Below are 16670 nucleotides of genomic sequence, written 5' to 3' on the forward strand. Positions count from 1 at the left end.
CGCCTCCGTTCGACTCAGGCCACCAACTGGGCGACCGTGCACATCATCCAGACGAAGCTGACGACGGATACAAGCGCCAATGACTCACGCGCGATACGGACCATGGGGACCTCCACATTTGTTTCGTGTTTGTTCCGTATTCTACTTTTGTTCCGTTCACAAGATGTTCCAGAACGTTCCACCGCTTTTTCTGTGAACGTGCCATGGAGCCTTGCGGCCCGGTGTTGGCGATAGGCCCCAGATCAGGTCAGATCGGGCCATGCGCCTGATCATCGACACAGACACCGCCGGGGATGACGTTTTCTCCCTGATGCTCGCCCTTACCCGTCCGGGTGTGACTGTTGAGGCCATCACCATCGCCCACGGCAATGTGGGCTTCGTGCAACACGCCGAGAACGCGCTCCTCACCCTAGCGGTCTGCGACAAGGCCGGGGTGCCCGTCTATAAGGGTGCCCAGGCGCCCTTCTCCCGCGCGCCGCTCGATGCGGCCTACGTCTTCGGCGCGGATGGCATGAGTGACATGGACTTTGCGCCCGCCAGCCAACGCCCGGCCGCCGGTCATGCCGTCGACGAGATCGTCAGACGAGTGATGGCTGCGCCCGGTGAAATCACCCTCATCGCCCAGGCCCCCCTGACCAATATCGCCCTGGCCTATCTGCGCGAGCCCCGCATCGCCCAGGCCGTGAAGCATCTCTGGGTGATGGGCGGAACCGACAACGGGGTCGGCAATGTCACGCCCGCCGCCGAGTACAATTTCTATGTCGATCCCGAAGCCGCCAAGATCGTCGTCAATGCGGGCTTTGACCTGTCTGTTGTGACCTGGACCGAGACTTTGCGCGATGGCCTCCTCGACCTTGCTCAGTTGGCCGAACTGGAGGCACTTGGCACGCCACGCGCGAGGTTCTTCACGCAGGTCAACCGGGCTTCCCTGGCCTTCGCACAGGAAACAGAGGGCCTGAACGGTAGCCTGCATCCCGACGCCTTGACCTGCGCACTGGCTCTGGATCCCTCACTGATCCTGGAGGCCGATCAAGCCGTGGTTGATGTCGAAACCCTTGGCGAACTCACACGCGGCTATCTCAGTGTTTCGCATGCCATTCTGCCCGATATCGAGCTGGCCGATCCCGCCCTGAAGCGGAAACCGCCGAACGCTCGTGTGATCAAGAAGGTCGACCAAGCGGCCTTCTTCAAGGCCATGCGCCAGGCGCTGCTCTAACCGTCACGGCCCCTAGAAGGTCTGTGGCGCGAGGTAGCCGTCCTTCAGGGCGAAGACCCGATCCATGTAGCGTGCCAGGTCCATATTGTGCGTTGCGATCAGGGCGGCTACGCCCTGTCCCCGCGCCAGGCTGTAAAGGGACTGAAACACCGCCGCTGATGTCGTCGGGTCAAGATTGCCGGTCGGTTCATCTGCCAGCAGCAGTTGTGGCTTGTTGGCCAAGGCCCGGGCTATCGCAACCCGTTGCTGCTCGCCGCCGGACATCTGGGCAGGCTGATGGTTGACACGGGCGGTGAGGCCAAGCTCGCCGAGCAGCTCCAGGGCTCGGGCTTCGGCGACCTCCCGGCTACGCCCGGCGATCAGGCCCGGCATGGCGACATTCTCGAGGGCCGTGAACTCGGGCAAGAGGTGATGGAACTGATAGACGAAACCGACCGTGCCCAGACGAATGCGGGTACGGACCCGCTCTGAAAGCTTTGAGCAGTCGCGGCCACCCAGGGCGACGATCCCCGCGTCTGGCCGTTCCAGCAGCCCGGCAGAATGCAAAAGCGATGACTTTCCCGACCCGGAAGGGCCGATCAGGCCGACGACTTCGCCAGGATACACGTCGATATCGACACCGCGAAGTACGGGCAAATCACCAGCTTCGGTCTTGTAGACGCGTTCAACCCCGCGCAGCGACAGAACAGGCTCACTCATAACGCAGCGCCTCAACCGGATCGATACGTGAGGCACGCCAGGCCGGCGGAAGCGTCGCCGCGACGCTCATCAGGGCGGACAAGCCGACGATCCCGCTGACTTCAACCCAGTCGATCTTGGCCGGGATGTGGGAAAGCATATAGACGTCGGCGCTGAACACGGCCGTTCCGGTCACCCACTCAACGAAGTTCTGGATAGGGGTGATGTAAGCGCAGAACAGTACGCCCAACATCAGCCCTGCCAGGGTGCCGGCCACACCGATCGAGGCCCCGGCCATCACGAAAATTCGCAGAACAGCCCCCTGCCCCGCCCCCATGGTGCGAAGGATGGCGATGTCCTTGCCCTTGTTCTTCACCAGCATGACCAGACTGGAAATGATGTTCAGGGTGGCAATGGCCACGATGCAGAACAAGATCAGGCGCATGACTTTCCGCTCGACCTGGAGCGCCGTGAAATAGCTGTGGTTCTTGTCCATCCAGTCGGCGACCAGGGCCCCGGGACCACTGGCGGCTTCAACAGCAGGTTTCAGGAGCTTGGCGTCGTCTGGGTCGTCGACCTTGATCTCGACATAGTCCACCGAGGTGTCACGGCCAAAGAACAGCTGAGCTTGCTCAAGGGGCATATAGACATAGGCCTCATCGAACTGGCTCATACCGACGCTGAAGACGCCGCCGACGATGTAGTCCTTCTCCCGGGTCGAGGATCCGAACGCTGTTGCCGGCCCGGAGGGCGAGATCAGTGTGATCGCATCGCCTGGGCCGACACCGAGATTGGCCGCCATTCGGTCTCCGATGAGCACGATGTCGCCACCGAACTCGCCTTGGCCAAAGCCGGCGAGCGAGCCCTTTTTGATGTTTCCGGAAATGATCTTCAGGCCGAGCAGGTCACGGGGGGTGACACCGCGAACGATACCCCCGGTCACCTGTCCCGGACCGATGACCATGGCCTGGGCCTCAACCATCGGGACGGCCTGGATCACGCCCGGCACTGCCCGAATTCTACTGATCACACCCTCGCGATCCGGACCGTTGATCAGTGGTGATTGGGCATACAGGTGCCCATTGAACCCCAGAATGCGACCCAGCAGCTCCGCTCGGAAGCCGTTCATGACGCTCATCACCGTGATCAGGGCGAAAACCGCCAGCATCACGGCGCTGAACGAGATCACCGAAATCAGGGCGACGCCGCCGTTCTTGCGCTTGGCGAACAGGTACCGCCGCGCGACGGACCTCTCCCAGCGGCTGAACGGTCCGGCCGCCCGCAGATCGCTCATTAGCCGGCCTTGCTTTGAATGAGGCCCGCCAGAACGGAATCGAGCGACGCGGTGGAGCGTTCGCCCGTCGCCCGGTTCTTGATCTCGACCACGCCTTCAGCAATGCCCTTGGGACCAATGATCATCTGCCAGGGCAATCCAATCAGATCCATGGTGGCAAACTTGGCACCGCCCCGGGCATCGGTGTCATCATAGAGCACCGTCTTGCCGGCAGCCGTCAGGGCTTTGTAGGCCGCTTCGCAGGCCGCGTCGCAAGCCGCATCGCCCTGACGCATGTTGATGATTCCGACATCGAACGGCGCGACCGATTCCGGCCAGATGATCCCGGCGTCGTCATGGCTGGCCTCGATGATCGCGCCCAGCAGACGCGAAACGCCCACACCGTACGAGCCCATCTGAACCGGGACGTCCTTGCCGTCCGGTCCGGTGACCAAAGCCCGCATCGGCTCGGAATACTTCGTGCCGAATGAGAAGATATGGCCGACCTCGATGCCGCGAGCCGACAGACGATCGCCTTCCGGTACCGCAGAGAACGCGGCCTCGTCGTGCATTTCCTCGGTCGCCGCATAGAGCGCCGTACGCTGATCCACGAGGGCCTGGAGGTCGCCATACCAGTCGACGTCTGGACCAGGCGCGTCCATCTCGACCAGGTCCTTGTGACAGAAGACGGCGCTTTCACCGGTTTCGGCCAGAACGATGAACTCGTGGCTCAGGTCGCCCCCGATCGGTCCGGTGTCGGCGCGCATCGGCACGGCCTTGAGACCCATCCTCGAGAACAGGTTCAGATAGGCGACGAACATGCGGTTATAAGACTTGCGCGCGCCATCGGCATCGAGGTCGAAGCTGTAGGCGTCCTTCATGAGGAATTCACGGCCACGCATCACCCCAAAGCGCGGGCGTCGCTCGTCCCGGAACTTCCATTGTACATGGTAGAGGTTCTTGGGCAGGTCCTTGTAGCTTTTCACCGAACCCCGGAAGATCTCGGTGATCATCTCTTCGTTCGTCGGCCCGTAGAGCAGCTCGCGCTCATGACGGTCGGTGATGCGGAGCATTTCGGGGCCATAGGCATCGTAACGCCCTGACTCGCGCCAGAGATCCGCAAGTTGCAGGGTCGGCATCAAAAGCTCGATGGCCCCTGCACGATCCATCTCCTCCCGCACGATCTGTTCGATGCGGTTCAGGACGCGCAGGCCCAGCGGTAGCCAGGCATAGATACCCGCCGCTTCCTGGCGGATCATGCCGGCACGCAGCATCAATTGGTGCGATGCGATCTGGGCATCGGACGGAGCTTCTTTCAGCACGGGCAGGAAATAGCGCGACAGGCGCATCAGAAAGACGTCTCCGAGGAAATGCGAGGGCCTGAGATAGCCTCTTGGCCGTCAGCTTGGCAACGCACGCGGCGAAAAGATGGCCACCAAGTCCGTTGCAAACGAAAAGAAGGCCGCGCGATCCTCGCGCGGCCTTGCAAGTTCGTCGTCGGGGAAGACGCCACAGAGTGAGATCAGGAACATCCGATCTCGCAAGGTCACCCTAGTCCCTCGAACAACTGTTGGGGCATGTGCATGCCAACGGCCTGGAGCTTTAGGTCTTTTCGCCCAAGGCTTGGGCGATTGCAGGGAGAAAGCTCGCGCGACGCCCAAGGCTTGGGCAACCGGAAGGCCTAATAGGTCGCCGGCAGCTGCGGCAGGGTGATCAGCTGGAAACGGATGATCAACCAAAGCACAGCGAACACGACGACAGACACCCAGGTCGTCGTGATGAACTTGCGCTTCAGGTTTGGATTGACCGGCGCACCCGGGTCGCCGCCGCCCGGCGGCTTCAGCCCCATCTCGTGGTAGCTTCGCGACCCCAGGGGCAGGACGACGAACAGCACCGTCCACCAGATAGTAAAAAAGATTGCGATCCCGGTGATTGGGCCCATCAGTGCTGCGCCTCCTTGGGCGTCTCCATGAGTTCGACCAGAAGGCCGCCCATGTCCTTGGGGTGAACGAAGATAATCAGGGTGCCATGTGCGCCGATGCGCGGCTCGCCCAGGACTGTCGCACCTTTTGCGACCAGGGCGTCGCGCGCCTCGTAGATGTTGTCGACCTCAAAGCAGATATGATGCTGCCCACCCTTGGGATTTTTGGCCAAAAAACCATGGATCGGCGACTTCTCGCCATAGGGTTCAATAAGTTCGATCTGGCTGTTGGGCAGGTTTACGAAACAGACCCATACACCCTGTTCCGGCATGGCCCATTTCTCGGTGACGGAGGTCGCGCCCAGAAGGTCGCGATACATCACGAGCGCCTCATCGATGGAGGGCGTGGCGACGCCAACATGGTTCAGCTTGCCGATCATGGCCCTTAGTCCTGCCTATCCAATTGCCCGCGCGAAGACCTAACATCTAGGCCCTGGCGCGAACAGGTTGCGCCCGCCGTGGCAAAATCACGGCGGGCAGTCGCTTGCTAGATGTCAGGTGCGCAAAACGGTGGTCTCGACCACAGGCTTGCGCTCCCAGATGCGGAAAGCAGCCTTTTTTACAGCGCGAGAAATCGCATTCTCGATCGCTTCATCGCTTTCCCTGTCGTCGCCGCCCAGGCGCTTGAAGGCGCTCTCGGCTTCCTCAGCCAGATCATCCATGGCTTCGTCCAGCGGGTAGTCCTTGTCGCCTGCGAGACCCAGGCCGCGAACCTGCGGCCCAGAGACGATGCGGTTCTTGCCGTCAATGACGATTGAGACGGCCAACATGCCGTTGAACGCAGCGTGTCGACGCTCTCTCAGGGCTTGACCATTCTCGGGCGTCACGACGCCGCCATCAACATAGAGTCGACCAGACGGAACCTCGTCGATGATCTCGGGGTGCCCTGGGGCCAGGCGAACCATGTCACCGTTGCGCGGCGAAATGGCGTGTGGAACCTGCAGATCCTTGGCAAAGGCCGCATGCTCGATCAGGTGGCGCCGCTCCCCATGGGTCGGGACAGCGATCTCTGGACGCACCCACTGGTACATCTGCTTGAGCTCATCCCGACAGGGGTGACCGCTGACGTGGATGCCGGGCGTATCGCGCTCGGTATGCAGACGGACACCTCGGTCGGCCAACTTGTTCTGCAGGTTGCGGATCGGAATTTCATTGCCCGGAATGACCCGTGAGCTGAAAATCACGTGGTCGCCTTGTGAGAGCTTCACATGCGGGTGGTTGCCCTCGGCAATACGGGACAAGGCTGCCCTCGCCTCGCCCTGACTGCCCGTGCACAGGAACAGGACCTCGTTCTCCGGCAGATACTTGGCTTGATCGTCTGTTACAAACGGCTCTAGTCCCGTCAGGAAGCCGACCGATCGGGCCGCTGCGGCCATGCGGTGCATTGAGCGGCCGGCCAGGCAAACCTTGCGTCCGGCGGCTTGAGCGGCGCGAATGACGGTGTCCATACGGGCAACGTTCGAGGCAAAGCAGGCGACGGCGATCTTGCCGCTAAGGCCCGAGATCAGCCTGTTCATCGCCACGCGCACATCGGCCTCAGAGCCGGCCTCGCCATCGACGAAGACGTTGGTCGAGTCACAGACCATGGCCAGAACGCCTTCGTCACCGAGACGACGGAGGCCTTCGATGTCTGTGGCTTCGCCCAGTTGCGGGTTCGGGTCGATCTTCCAGTCGCCCGTGTGCAGGATCGTTCCCAGCGGGGTCTTGATCGCCAGACCATTGGGTTCCGGGATCGAGTGCGTCAGGGTGATCATTTCCAGATCGAAGGGGCCGATCTTGAACTGTCCACCCAATGGAATCTCGGTGATCGAGACCTCGTCCAGCAGACGAGCGTCGCGCAGCTTTTCCCGGAGCAGGAAGGCTGTGAACGGGGTTGCGTAGACCGGGGCCTTCAGACGGGGCCATAGCCAGTGGACGGCACCAAGGTGATCTTCATGGGCGTGGGTCAGGACAATGCCCAGAATGTCGTCGGCATAGGCCTCGATGTATTCGGGATCAGGCAGGATGATCTCGACGCCGGGCGTTGTCTGATCGCCGAAGGTCACACCAAGATCGACCACGATCCACTTGCGATCATGGGCAGGCCCAAAGCCATAGAGATTGAAATTCATGCCGATCTCGTTCGACCCGCCTAGCGGCAGGAAGACGAGTTCGTCTTGGGAGGATTTTGTCATCAGGTCTCTGAGATGGTGTTGCGACGGTGAATTTCCAGGAGACCACGAATGGTCAAATCGGGATCGAAGTGGTCGATGCTGTCGGTCGCGCCCTCAAACAGGGATGCGACGCCGCCCGTTGCGACCACGGTCATGGATTCTGAGCGTTCGGCCTTGATCCGCGTGATCAGGCCTTCGATCAGGGCGATATAGCCCCAGAACACGCCGGATTGCATGGCCCCGACGGTGTCCTTGCCGACCACGCGAGCCGGCCTTTGGATTGCGATCCGCGGGAGCTTGGCCGCCGCCTCGTGCAGGGCCTGCATGGAGAGATTGATGCCTGGCGCGATGATCCCGCCTTCAAAGGCTCCATCGGCAGCGACGATGTCAAAGGTGGTCGCCGTGCCGCTATCGATCACGATCAGGGGGCCCGGATAGACCATGCTGGCCCCGACGGCATTGACCAGACGGTCCGCACCGGCCTCTGACGGCTTTTCAATCCGGACATCCACCCCAAGCTTGGCGTTCTCGCCGATCACGAGAGGTTCGACATTGAGATAGCGCCGAGACAGGTTGCGCAGATTGAAAATCGACTGCGGCACCACGCTCGAGATGATGCAGGCATCGATGGCCCTGAATCCCAGACCCTGCATGGACAGCAGTTGGGACAGCCAGACGACATACTCATCGGCGGTGCGCGTGCTCTCCGTCGCGGACCTCCACTGGGCAATCCAACGCTCGCCATCATGGATGGCGAACATGGTGTTGGTATTGCCTTGTTCGATCGCCAGCAGCATCAAATCGCCTCGCCGAAAAAGACATCGCCAGCTGTGATGCGCCGCAAGCGCCCATCAGGCAAACGAAGCCTCAGAGCACCGTCATCATCCAGCCCTTCGGCTATGCCCTCGACGGTCTCAGTCCCCAATCGCGCTACACAAGGCGCGCCCAGACCGTGGGCTCTTGCAGTCCAGGCGTCAGCAATGGCCGGGAATCCCAGGCTGTCCCAAACCAGCGACCAACGGTCGAAGGCCTCGGCCAGAATCTGAACAGCCTCAGTGGGCAAGGGCGGCGCGCCAGCAAGATGAACCGACAATGCGGTCGCTGGACGTTCACTTTCGAGCGGTTTGGCGGCCAGGTTGACCCCGAAGCCAACTGCGATCCAAAGGCCTCCCGAAGGCCGCGTGCCGGATTCAACCAGTATTCCGCTGACCTTCAATCCATCGAGCATTGGGTCGTTCGGCCATTTCAGACTGACCATTTGGGACGGAACAAAACTCGCCAGCAGGTCTGCCACGGCAAGCGCTGCCACGAACGACACCTGGGCGGCCACTGCCGGCGGCTTGTCGGTTGAAAAGAGCAGAGTCGCCGCGAGATTGCCTGCGCCTGTTTCCCAGGCCCGCCCCCTCCGGCCACGGCCAGCGCTCTGCCTCAAGCCCAGAAGCCAGACAGGCCCGGGCTCGCCCGCCTCGGCGCGACGGCGCGCCTCGGCATTGGTGGAGTCAATCTCGTCAAAGACGACGACAGGGCGCGCTGCAGGCGCTGGGGGTTCGCCCGTCACGTCACGCGTGGCCAAAGGCCGCTGCGGCTGCCTTTGCAGCCGGGTCTAGCCAGACCAGGGCAACCAGAACCACCGGGAACGAAAACAGTGCGGCGGCAAAGCCCACGGCCCGCGCCGCAGGCGCAGGCGCATCGACAGGGCCCTTGGCGGCATCGAACCAGATGCTCTTGATCAGACGCAGATAGTAGAAGGCCCCAACCACGCTTCCGACCAGGCCCAGCACGGCGGCCCACTGCATCATCACGTCGCCCGTGCCGATCGCGGCCTTGAAGACATAAAACTTCGACCAGAAGCCAGAGAACGGCGGCAGGCCGAGAGCCGACAGCGAGAAGGCCGTCATGGCGAGGGCGATGCCCGGACGTTCCTTGATCAGGCCGGCCATGTCCTCGATGGTTTCCATCGGCTTGCCGTTGCGGCTCAGGGCCTGAAGGCAGGCAAAGAAGCCGGTCACGTCGACCATATAGAGCACCATGAAGACCAGCATGGCATGCAGGCCGGTCTCTCCGCCGGTGGCGACGCCCAGCAGGGCATAGCCGACATTGGCGATCGAGCTATAGGCCCACAGACGCTTGAGGTTGGTCTGGGCCAGGCCCGCGAAGGCACCGACAAAGACCGAGATCAGGGCGGCGATCACCAGGACCTGGCGCCATTGAGCGACGGAGTCCGGGAAGGCGTCGCCCAGCACGCGGGCGAACATCATCATGGCCGCCAGCTTGGGCGCGGCTGCAAAGAAGCCCACGACCGGAGTCGGCGCACCCTCATAAACGTCCGGTGTCCACATATGGAACGGCGCGGCAGAGACCTTGAACGCCAGACCGCAGATCAGGAACACCAGACCAAACAGCAGGCCCACGCCGTGTGTGCCATGGGCGGCGGCGGCAATGTCAGCGAACCGGGTGGAACCCGCAAAGCCGTAGATCAGCGACGAACCATAAAGCAGCAGGCCCGATGACAGAGCACCCAGGACGAAATACTTGAGGCCGGCTTCGGAGGCTTTGGCATCGTCACGGCGGAAGGCCGCCAGCACATAGAGCGCCAGGGACTGAAGTTCGACGCCGATATAGAGGCTGATCAGGTCGCCGGCCGAGGCGGTGACGCCCATGCCCAGCGCCGCCAGGATCACCAACACCGCATACTCGAACTTCTGATCCCCACGCTGGGCCAGCCAGCGGTCGCCCAGCACGATGCCGATGGCGCTCGAGATAAAGATGGCGACCTTGGCGTAGGTCGCCGCAGCATCTGCCGAATAGACGCCATTGAAGGCATGTCCGTGCGGCCCGACGACCGCAGCGACGGCCGCCGCCAGCAGCGCCGCCACAGCGGCCAGAGTGAACAGGGGGCTCGTCTTGCCCTGGAACGCACCCCAGACCAGCAGCACGAGGGCTGAACCCGCGAGAATGACCTCAGGGAGGATCAGCGAAAGATTGGCTGAAAGCGTCATCAGTCCCTCACCCGGCCAAGGCGGCGCGCCAGGCGCCGACCAGCGCGTCGACGGACGACGCGGTCAGGTCAAATACGAAATTCGGATAGATGCCGAGCACCAGGGTCGAGATGATCAGCGGCGCGAAGATCAGGATCTCGCGCTTGTCGAGGTCGGTGATCGTCTTCAGTTCAGGATTGACGATCTCGCCGAACATCACCCGACGATAGAGCGTCAGGGCGTACATGGCCGAGAGGATCACACCGCTCGCAGCGAACACCGCCGTCCAGGTCGAGGCCTGATACACACCGGTCATGGTCAGGATTTCGCCGACGAAACCCGAGGTGCCCGGCAGGCCGACATTGCCCATGGTGAACAGCAGGAAGGTCGCGGCGTACAAAGGCATGCGATTGGTCAGGCCGCCATAAAAGGCGATCTCTCGGGTGTGCATGCGGTCATAGACGACGCCGACGCAGAGGAAGAGCGCGCCGGAAATCACCCCGTGGCTCAGCATCTGGAAGATCGCGCCCTGCTCGCCCGCCGCATTGCCCGAGAAGATCCCCATGGTCACAAAACCCATATGGGCGACGGACGAATAGGCGATGAGCTTCTTGATGTCGGTCTGACGGAAGGCAACCAGAGAGGTGTAAACAATCGCGATGGCCGACATCGCAAACACCAGCGGCTGGAACATCTCCGATGCATTGGGGAACATCGGCAGGCTGAAGCGCATGAAGCCATAGCCACCCATCTTCAGCAGGATGCCCGCCAGGATGACCGAACCGGCCGTCGGTGCCTCGACGTGTGCGTCAGGCAGCCAGGTGTGGACCGGCCACATCGGCATCTTCACCGCGAAGCTGGCGAAGAAGGCCAGCCACAGCCAAGTCTGGAGCCACGGGGCGAACTTGAAGGTCATCAGTTCGGGGATCGAAGAGGTTCCCGAGATGGTGATCATCGCCAGGATGGCGGCCAGCATCAGCACCGAGCCAAGCAGGGTGTAGAGGAAGAACTTGTAGGCCGCATAGATCCGGCGCTTCCCGCCCCAGATCCCGATGATCAGGAACATCGGCACCAGGCCGCCTTCGAAGAACAGGTAGAAGAGGATCAGGTCCAGCGCACAGAAGACGCCAATGACCAGGGTCTCCAGAACCAGGAAACAGATCAAATATTCGACGAGCCGCTTCTCGATCGAGCGCCAGCTGGCGAGGATACAGATCGGCAGCAGAAAGGCCGTCAGCAGGACGAACAAGATCGAGATCCCGTCAACGCCCATCCGGTAGTGCAGGCCCGCAAACCAAGACACGTCTTCCACGAACTGGAAGCCCGGGTTCTTGGGGTCGAACTGGGCGACCATCAGGATCGACAGCGCGAAAGTGACCAGCGTGGTCGCCAGGGCGATCCATTTGGCCAGGGCGTCGGTAGCCGCATTGTCACCCTTGATCGCGCGAACCGCCAGAAGGATGGCGACGCCGGCGAGCGGGGCGAAAGTGGTCAGGCTGAGAAGGCCGCTCATAAGCTCCGTCCCCCTCAATGGAAGGCGTACAGGGCGAAGCCAAGCAGACCGGCGACGCCGAGCAGCATGACAAACGCATAGTGATAGACATAGCCGGTCTGGAGCTTGCCGGTCCGGCGGCCGACCTCGTAGCTCAGGGCGCTGACACCGTCAGGTCCAAGCCCGTCGATGATCTTCTGATCACCGCCCTTCCAGAACAGGTCACCCAGGAACTTGGCCGCGCGCACGAAGGTGGCTTGGTACAGTTCGTCGAAGAACCACTTGTTGTAGAAGAACACGTACAGCGGGCCGTTGCGGGCGGCGAGTTTGGCACCCAGGCCTTCTTTCAGAATGTAGACATAGAAGGCACCCAGCAGGCCCAGAACGGACGCGACCAGCGGTGCCCACTTCACCCAGGTCGGAACCTCATGGGCCAAATGCAGGACATGGTTGGTCGGGGCGTTGTAGATCGCGCCGCGCCAGAATTCTTCCTGATGGTGGCCGACGAAGTATTCGACGAACACGAAGCCGGCCAGAACAGCCCCGATCGACAGCACCACGAGCGGGAACAGCATGATCAGCGGGCTCTCGTGCGGCTTGTGGTCATGGCCATGGCCATGATCGTCGTGGCCGTGATCAGCGGAGGCGGGCGCAGCATGGTCGTCATGGCCATGGGCGGCGTGCGCGTCATGGCCGTGATCGTCATGACCCCAGCGGGCGTGACCATTGAAGGTGAAGAAGGCCAAGCGCCAGGAATAGAAGGCGGTCAGGCCGGCCACCAGCAGGCCGATGACGAAGGCGAACATGGCGATGGAATTCTCGCCGCCGGCCGCAAAGGCCGCCTCGATGATCGTGTCCTTCGAATAGAAGCCGGCGAAGCCCAGGTGGAGCGGCGGGAAGCCGAGACCCGTAATCGCAATCGTGCCGATGGTCATGGCGATGAAGGTCACTGGCAGCAGCTTAGCCAGGGCACCATAGCGACGCATGTCTTGTTCATGGTGCATGCCGTGGATCACCGAACCGGCACCCAGGAACAGCAGGGCCTTGAAGAAGGCGTGGGTGAACAGGTGGAACATGGCCGCCTGATAGGCACCGATGCCGGCCGCGAAGAACATGTAGCCCAGCTGCGAACAGGTCGAATAGGCGATGACCCGCTTGATGTCGTTCTGGGTCAGGCCGACCGTGGCGGCGAACAGGGCCGTAATCGCGCCGATCACCGTGACGATGTTCTTGGCGATGGGGGCATATTCGAACATCGGCGACAGCAGGCACAGCATGTAGACGCCGGCCGTGACCATGGTGGCCGCGTGGATCAGGGCCGAGACCGGGGTCGGGCCTTCCATCGCATCGGGAAGCCAGGTGTGCAGGAAAAACTGCGCCGACTTGCCCATCGCGCCGATGAACAGCAGGAAGCAGGCAATATCCATCAGGGGCCAGCTGTGGCCCACAAACTCCCAGGTGCGGCCGGCATTGGCGGCGATCTGCGGGAACAGCTCGGCGAACTGGATCGTTCCGAACGCCCAGTAGGTGGTCATGATGCCCAGGGCGAAGCCGAAGTCACCGACCCGGTTGACCACAAAGGCCTTGATCGCTGCGGCGCTGGCTGAGGGCTTCTTGAACCAGAAACCGATCAGCAGATACGAGGCCAGACCCACCCCTTCCCAGCCGAAGAACAGCTGCATGAAGTCGGCGGCAGTGACCAGCGACAGCATGGCGAAGGTGAACAGCGACAGATAGGCAAAGAAGCGCGGCTTGCTGTCGTCCTCGGCCATATAGCCCCAGGAATAGATGTGCACGAGGGCCGAGACCGTCGTGACCACGATCAGCATCACGGCCGACAGGGCGTCGATACGGATCGACCAGTTGGCGACAAAGTCGCCGATATGGATGAACGGCAGCAGGGTGACCGTGAAGGCCTCCATGTGCCCCCAGGTCCACTGGCTGAAGGTGTACCAGGACAGGCCGCAGGCCAGCAGCAGGGCGCCGGTCGTGACGGCTTGCGAGGCCACGTCGCCGATGCGTCGGCCAAACAGGCCCGCGATGATCGCCGCGACCAGCGGGGCGAAAACGAGGATGGTGACGAGAGACTGCATGATGTCGCTTAGCCCTTCATCATGCTGGCATCGTCAACCGCGATATCGCCGCGGTTTCGGAAGAAGGTAACGAGGATGGCCAGGCCGACGGCGGCCTCTGCCGCAGCGACGGTCAGCACAAACATCGCAAAGATCTGGCCGACCACGTCGTGCAGATAGGCCGAGAACGAGACCAGGTTGATGTTTACGGCCAGCAGGATGAGCTCGACCGACATCAGGATGACGATGATGTTCTTGCGGTTCACGAAGATGCCGAAGACGCCGATCGTGAACAGGATCGCAGCGACAACGAGATAGTGCGACAGGCCGATCATTCGGAGATCCCCTCACCCGGCTTGATCTGAACCAGTTCCATGCCGGTCTTCGGCGAACGGGCGACCTGATCGCCGATGTTCTGGCGGCGGACACCCGGCTTGTGGCGCAGGGTCAGGACGATGGCACCGATCATGGCCACCAGCAGAACCATCCCGGCCAACTGGAAGAAGAAGGCGTAGTCGGTGTAGAGCACCCGACCGATCGCCTCGGTGTTGCTGACACCTTCCGGCGACGCCAGAGGCTGGGCGTTCTTGCCGGCAGCGCCGTTCGTGGCGACCGTGGCGGCGACGAAGATCATCTCCAGCGTCAGCACACCCGCCACCAGTCCGCCGATCGGCAGATACTGGGCGAAGCCCTTTCGCAGTTCCTCGAAGTCGACGTCGAGCATCATGACCACAAAAAGGAACAGCACCGCGACCGCGCCGACATAGACGACGATCAGCAGCATCGCGAGGAACTCCGCGCCCAGCAGGACGAAGAGGCCGGCGGCCGAGAAGAAGGCGGTGATCAGGAAGAGCACCGAGTGCACGGGGTTTCGCGCCGAGACGACGAGAAGACCCGCCGCCAGCGTCACAAAAGCCAGCAAATAGAAAGCGATCGCCTGCAAGGCTGCTCCCCTGAAAACTACATCCACGACAACAGCGCCGATCGGCGCGTCGCCCTCTTCGGAATCGCGCCCCGTCCTTAACGGTAAGGCGCGTCCAACTCCAGATTCTTCGCGATCAGGCGTTCCCAACGGTCGCCGTTATCGAGAAGCCGTTCCTTGTCATAATAGAGTTCTTCGCGCGTCTCGGTCGCGAACTCGGTGTTCGGACCTTCGACGATCGCATCCACCGGGCAGGCCTCCTGGCACAGGCCGCAATAGATGCACTTGACCATGTCGATGTCGTAGCGGGTCGTCCGGCGGCTGCCGTCCTCGCGCGGTTCGGCCTCGATCGTGATCGCCTGGGCGGGGCAGATGGCCTCGCACAGCTTGCACGCGATGCAGCGCTCCTCGCCCGACGGATAGCGACGCAGGGCATGCTCGCCCCGGAAGCGCGGCGACTGCGGGTTGCGCTCGTTCGGATAGATGACGGTCTTCTTCGGCGCGGCCATGTACTTCATGGCCAGACCGAAGGCGTTGGCGAAGTCGAGAAGGGCCGCACCCTTAATCGCCTGGGAAATGCGTTGCATCATGGCCGTCAATCACCCTTCGGAATGACGCAGGTGTAGTTTGAAAGCTGGGCGGGATCTCCCCCGTCCTGCTTGGCTTGCAGCACCCCGCCGTCGGCCTTGCACTTGTCGCCGGCCCGGCGGAGTTCGTCATAGTTCACCACGCCGCGGCCCAGCGAATAGGACCGGTCCGACGCCATCGTGGCCGAACAGGCCGCGAGTGAGGCGAAGGTCAGTCCCATCAGGGCAATGGCGACTTGGCGGTTCATCAGGCACCCGGACCAAACACGCGCCAGGCCGCGACCAGGACGACCAGCACCAGAGCGGTGGGCAGGAACACCTTCCAGCCCAGACGCATCAGCTGGTCATAGCGGTAGCGAGGCACGATGGCCTTGGCCATGGCGATCATGAAGAACCAGAAGCAGATCTTGGCGAAGAACACCAAGGCCAGGAAGAAGTTACCCCACCAGCCCCAGGTCACCAGGAAGTCGGTCGGGAAGCCCGGGTTCCAGCCGCCAAAGAACAGGACGCTGATCATCGCGCACATCAGGACGATGTTCGAATATTCAGCGACCATGAACAGCAGGTACGGGGTCGAGCTGTACTCGACCTGATAGCCGGCCACGAGCTCGGATTCGGCTTCGGGAAGGTCGAAGGGCGGGCGGTTGGTCTCGGCCAGGGCCGAGATGTAGAACATGCCCATGGCGATCACCATGACCGGCAGCAGGACGATGTTCTTGAGGCCGCCGCCGAAGACGTTCCAGTTCCAGAACCAGCCGGACTGGGCTTCGACAATCGTCGTCAGGTTCATCGAACCGGCCAGCAGGATCACCGTGATGATGATCAGGCCGATTGAAACCTCGTAGGAAACCATCTGGGCCGCCGAGCGCAGGGCTCCCAGGAAGGGGTACTTCGAGTTCGAAGCCCAGCCACCCATGATGATGCCGTAGACGCCCAGCGAGCTCATCGCCAGCAGGTACAGGATGCCGACGTTCAGGTTGGAGACGACCCAGCCCGGAGCAAACGGAATGGCCGCCCAGCCGACAAAGGCCAGAACCAGGCTCAGCAGCGGCGCCAGGATGAAGACCACCTTGTCGGCACCAGCCGGGATGATGATTTCCTTGAGCACGAACTTGAAGAAGTCGGCGAAGGACTGCAGCAGGCCGAAGGGACCCACGACATTGGGGCCCTTGCGCATCTGGACGCCGGCCCAGATCTTGCGGTCGGCCAGCAGCAGGAAAGCCAGGCTGAGCAGCACCCAGATCACGACCAGCAGGATCCCGCCGGTGGTCAGCAGGGTCCAGGTTACGGCAGGGTTGGAGAGGAACTCGCTCATGTC

The 16670-nt window shown here is 62.2% G+C and carries 18 protein-coding genes; 1 reads left to right on the forward strand and 17 read right to left on the reverse strand.

Features of this window, described 5'->3' with window-relative positions; genetic code table 11:
- Positions 1-14 precede the first annotated feature (14 nt).
- The gene (gene sidA / locus ACW17U_RS08055) at positions 15-104 is read right to left on the reverse strand and encodes a cell division inhibitor SidA (RefSeq protein ID WP_062146385.1); all 90 of its coding nucleotides are present in this window, start codon (positions 102-104) and stop codon (positions 15-17) included.
- A 155-nt stretch (positions 105-259) separates the two neighbouring features.
- Between sidA and ACW17U_RS08060 the strand changes: the two genes are divergently transcribed.
- Complete coding sequence (locus ACW17U_RS08060; protein ID WP_492055486.1) at positions 260-1216, forward strand: nucleoside hydrolase; 957 nt, start codon at positions 260-262, stop codon at positions 1214-1216.
- A gap of 12 nt (positions 1217-1228) precedes the next feature.
- Here ACW17U_RS08060 and ACW17U_RS08065 read toward each other — a convergent pair whose 3' ends face one another.
- The 16 genes from ACW17U_RS08065 to nuoH all read right to left on the reverse strand — a co-directional run bounded on the left by ACW17U_RS08065 (position 1229) and on the right by nuoH (position 16667).
- Positions 1229-1915 (reverse strand): ABC transporter ATP-binding protein, encoded by a 687-nt coding sequence (locus tag ACW17U_RS08065; protein ID WP_492055487.1) that lies wholly within the window; start codon positions 1913-1915, stop codon positions 1229-1231.
- The gene (locus ACW17U_RS08070) at positions 1908-3188 is read right to left on the reverse strand and encodes a lipoprotein-releasing ABC transporter permease subunit (protein WP_062146378.1); all 1281 of its coding nucleotides are present in this window, start codon (positions 3186-3188) and stop codon (positions 1908-1910) included. The genes ACW17U_RS08065 and ACW17U_RS08070 overlap by 8 nt, the downstream gene beginning before the upstream one ends.
- Complete coding sequence (gene proS, locus ACW17U_RS08075) at positions 3188-4516, reverse strand: proline--tRNA ligase (RefSeq protein WP_062146376.1); 1329 nt, start codon at positions 4514-4516, stop codon at positions 3188-3190. Before proS ends, ACW17U_RS08070 begins: the two co-directional genes overlap by 1 nt.
- 332 nt (positions 4517-4848) lie before the next feature.
- The gene (locus ACW17U_RS08080) at positions 4849-5109 is read right to left on the reverse strand and encodes a DUF1467 family protein (protein WP_492055488.1); all 261 of its coding nucleotides are present in this window, start codon (positions 5107-5109) and stop codon (positions 4849-4851) included.
- Positions 5109-5528 (reverse strand): methylmalonyl-CoA epimerase, encoded by a 420-nt coding sequence (gene mce, locus ACW17U_RS08085; RefSeq protein WP_062146373.1) that lies wholly within the window; start codon positions 5526-5528, stop codon positions 5109-5111. Before mce ends, ACW17U_RS08080 begins: the two co-directional genes overlap by 1 nt.
- 114 nt (positions 5529-5642) lie before the next feature.
- Positions 5643-7322: a ribonuclease J gene (locus ACW17U_RS08090; RefSeq protein ID WP_062146371.1), complete on the reverse strand. Its 1680-nt coding sequence runs from the start codon at positions 7320-7322 to the stop codon at positions 5643-5645.
- Complete coding sequence (locus tag ACW17U_RS08095) at positions 7322-8101, reverse strand: type III pantothenate kinase (RefSeq protein WP_062146369.1); 780 nt, start codon at positions 8099-8101, stop codon at positions 7322-7324. Before ACW17U_RS08095 ends, ACW17U_RS08090 begins: the two co-directional genes overlap by 1 nt.
- Positions 8098-8859, reverse strand: a complete 762-nt coding sequence (locus tag ACW17U_RS08100; protein ID WP_492055711.1) for a biotin--[acetyl-CoA-carboxylase] ligase — start codon at positions 8857-8859, stop codon at positions 8098-8100. Before ACW17U_RS08100 ends, ACW17U_RS08095 begins: the two co-directional genes overlap by 4 nt.
- A gap of 1 nt (position 8860) precedes the next feature.
- On the reverse strand, positions 8861-10300 hold the full coding sequence (gene nuoN, locus ACW17U_RS08105) for an NADH-quinone oxidoreductase subunit NuoN (RefSeq protein ID WP_062146367.1): 1440 nt from the start codon (positions 10298-10300) through the stop codon (positions 8861-8863).
- A 7-nt stretch (positions 10301-10307) separates the two neighbouring features.
- Entirely contained in the window at positions 10308-11810 is a 1503-nt protein-coding gene (locus ACW17U_RS08110; RefSeq protein ID WP_492055489.1) for an NADH-quinone oxidoreductase subunit M, read from the reverse strand.
- Positions 11807-13864, reverse strand: a complete 2058-nt coding sequence (nuoL, locus tag ACW17U_RS08115; protein WP_492055490.1) for an NADH-quinone oxidoreductase subunit L — start codon at positions 13862-13864, stop codon at positions 11807-11809. The genes ACW17U_RS08110 and nuoL overlap by 4 nt, the downstream gene beginning before the upstream one ends.
- Positions 13865-13872: 8 nt before the next feature.
- Positions 13873-14178: an NADH-quinone oxidoreductase subunit NuoK gene (gene nuoK / locus ACW17U_RS08120; protein ID WP_062146360.1), complete on the reverse strand. Its 306-nt coding sequence runs from the start codon at positions 14176-14178 to the stop codon at positions 13873-13875.
- Positions 14175-14786, reverse strand: coding sequence for an NADH-quinone oxidoreductase subunit J (locus tag ACW17U_RS08125; RefSeq protein ID WP_062146358.1), 612 nt, complete (start codon positions 14784-14786; stop codon positions 14175-14177). Before ACW17U_RS08125 ends, nuoK begins: the two co-directional genes overlap by 4 nt.
- Positions 14787-14863: 77 nt before the next feature.
- On the reverse strand, positions 14864-15355 hold the full coding sequence (gene nuoI, locus ACW17U_RS08130; protein WP_062151436.1) for an NADH-quinone oxidoreductase subunit NuoI: 492 nt from the start codon (positions 15353-15355) through the stop codon (positions 14864-14866).
- Between the two features lie 5 nt (positions 15356-15360).
- The gene (locus ACW17U_RS08135; RefSeq protein ID WP_378109168.1) at positions 15361-15573 is read right to left on the reverse strand and encodes a hypothetical protein; all 213 of its coding nucleotides are present in this window, start codon (positions 15571-15573) and stop codon (positions 15361-15363) included.
- 26 nt (positions 15574-15599) lie between these two features.
- Complete coding sequence (nuoH, locus tag ACW17U_RS08140) at positions 15600-16667, reverse strand: NADH-quinone oxidoreductase subunit NuoH (RefSeq protein WP_492055491.1); 1068 nt, start codon at positions 16665-16667, stop codon at positions 15600-15602.
- Positions 16668-16670 lie beyond the last annotated feature (3 nt).

Source organism: Caulobacter sp. AVps16 (genome assembly GCF_058681455.1).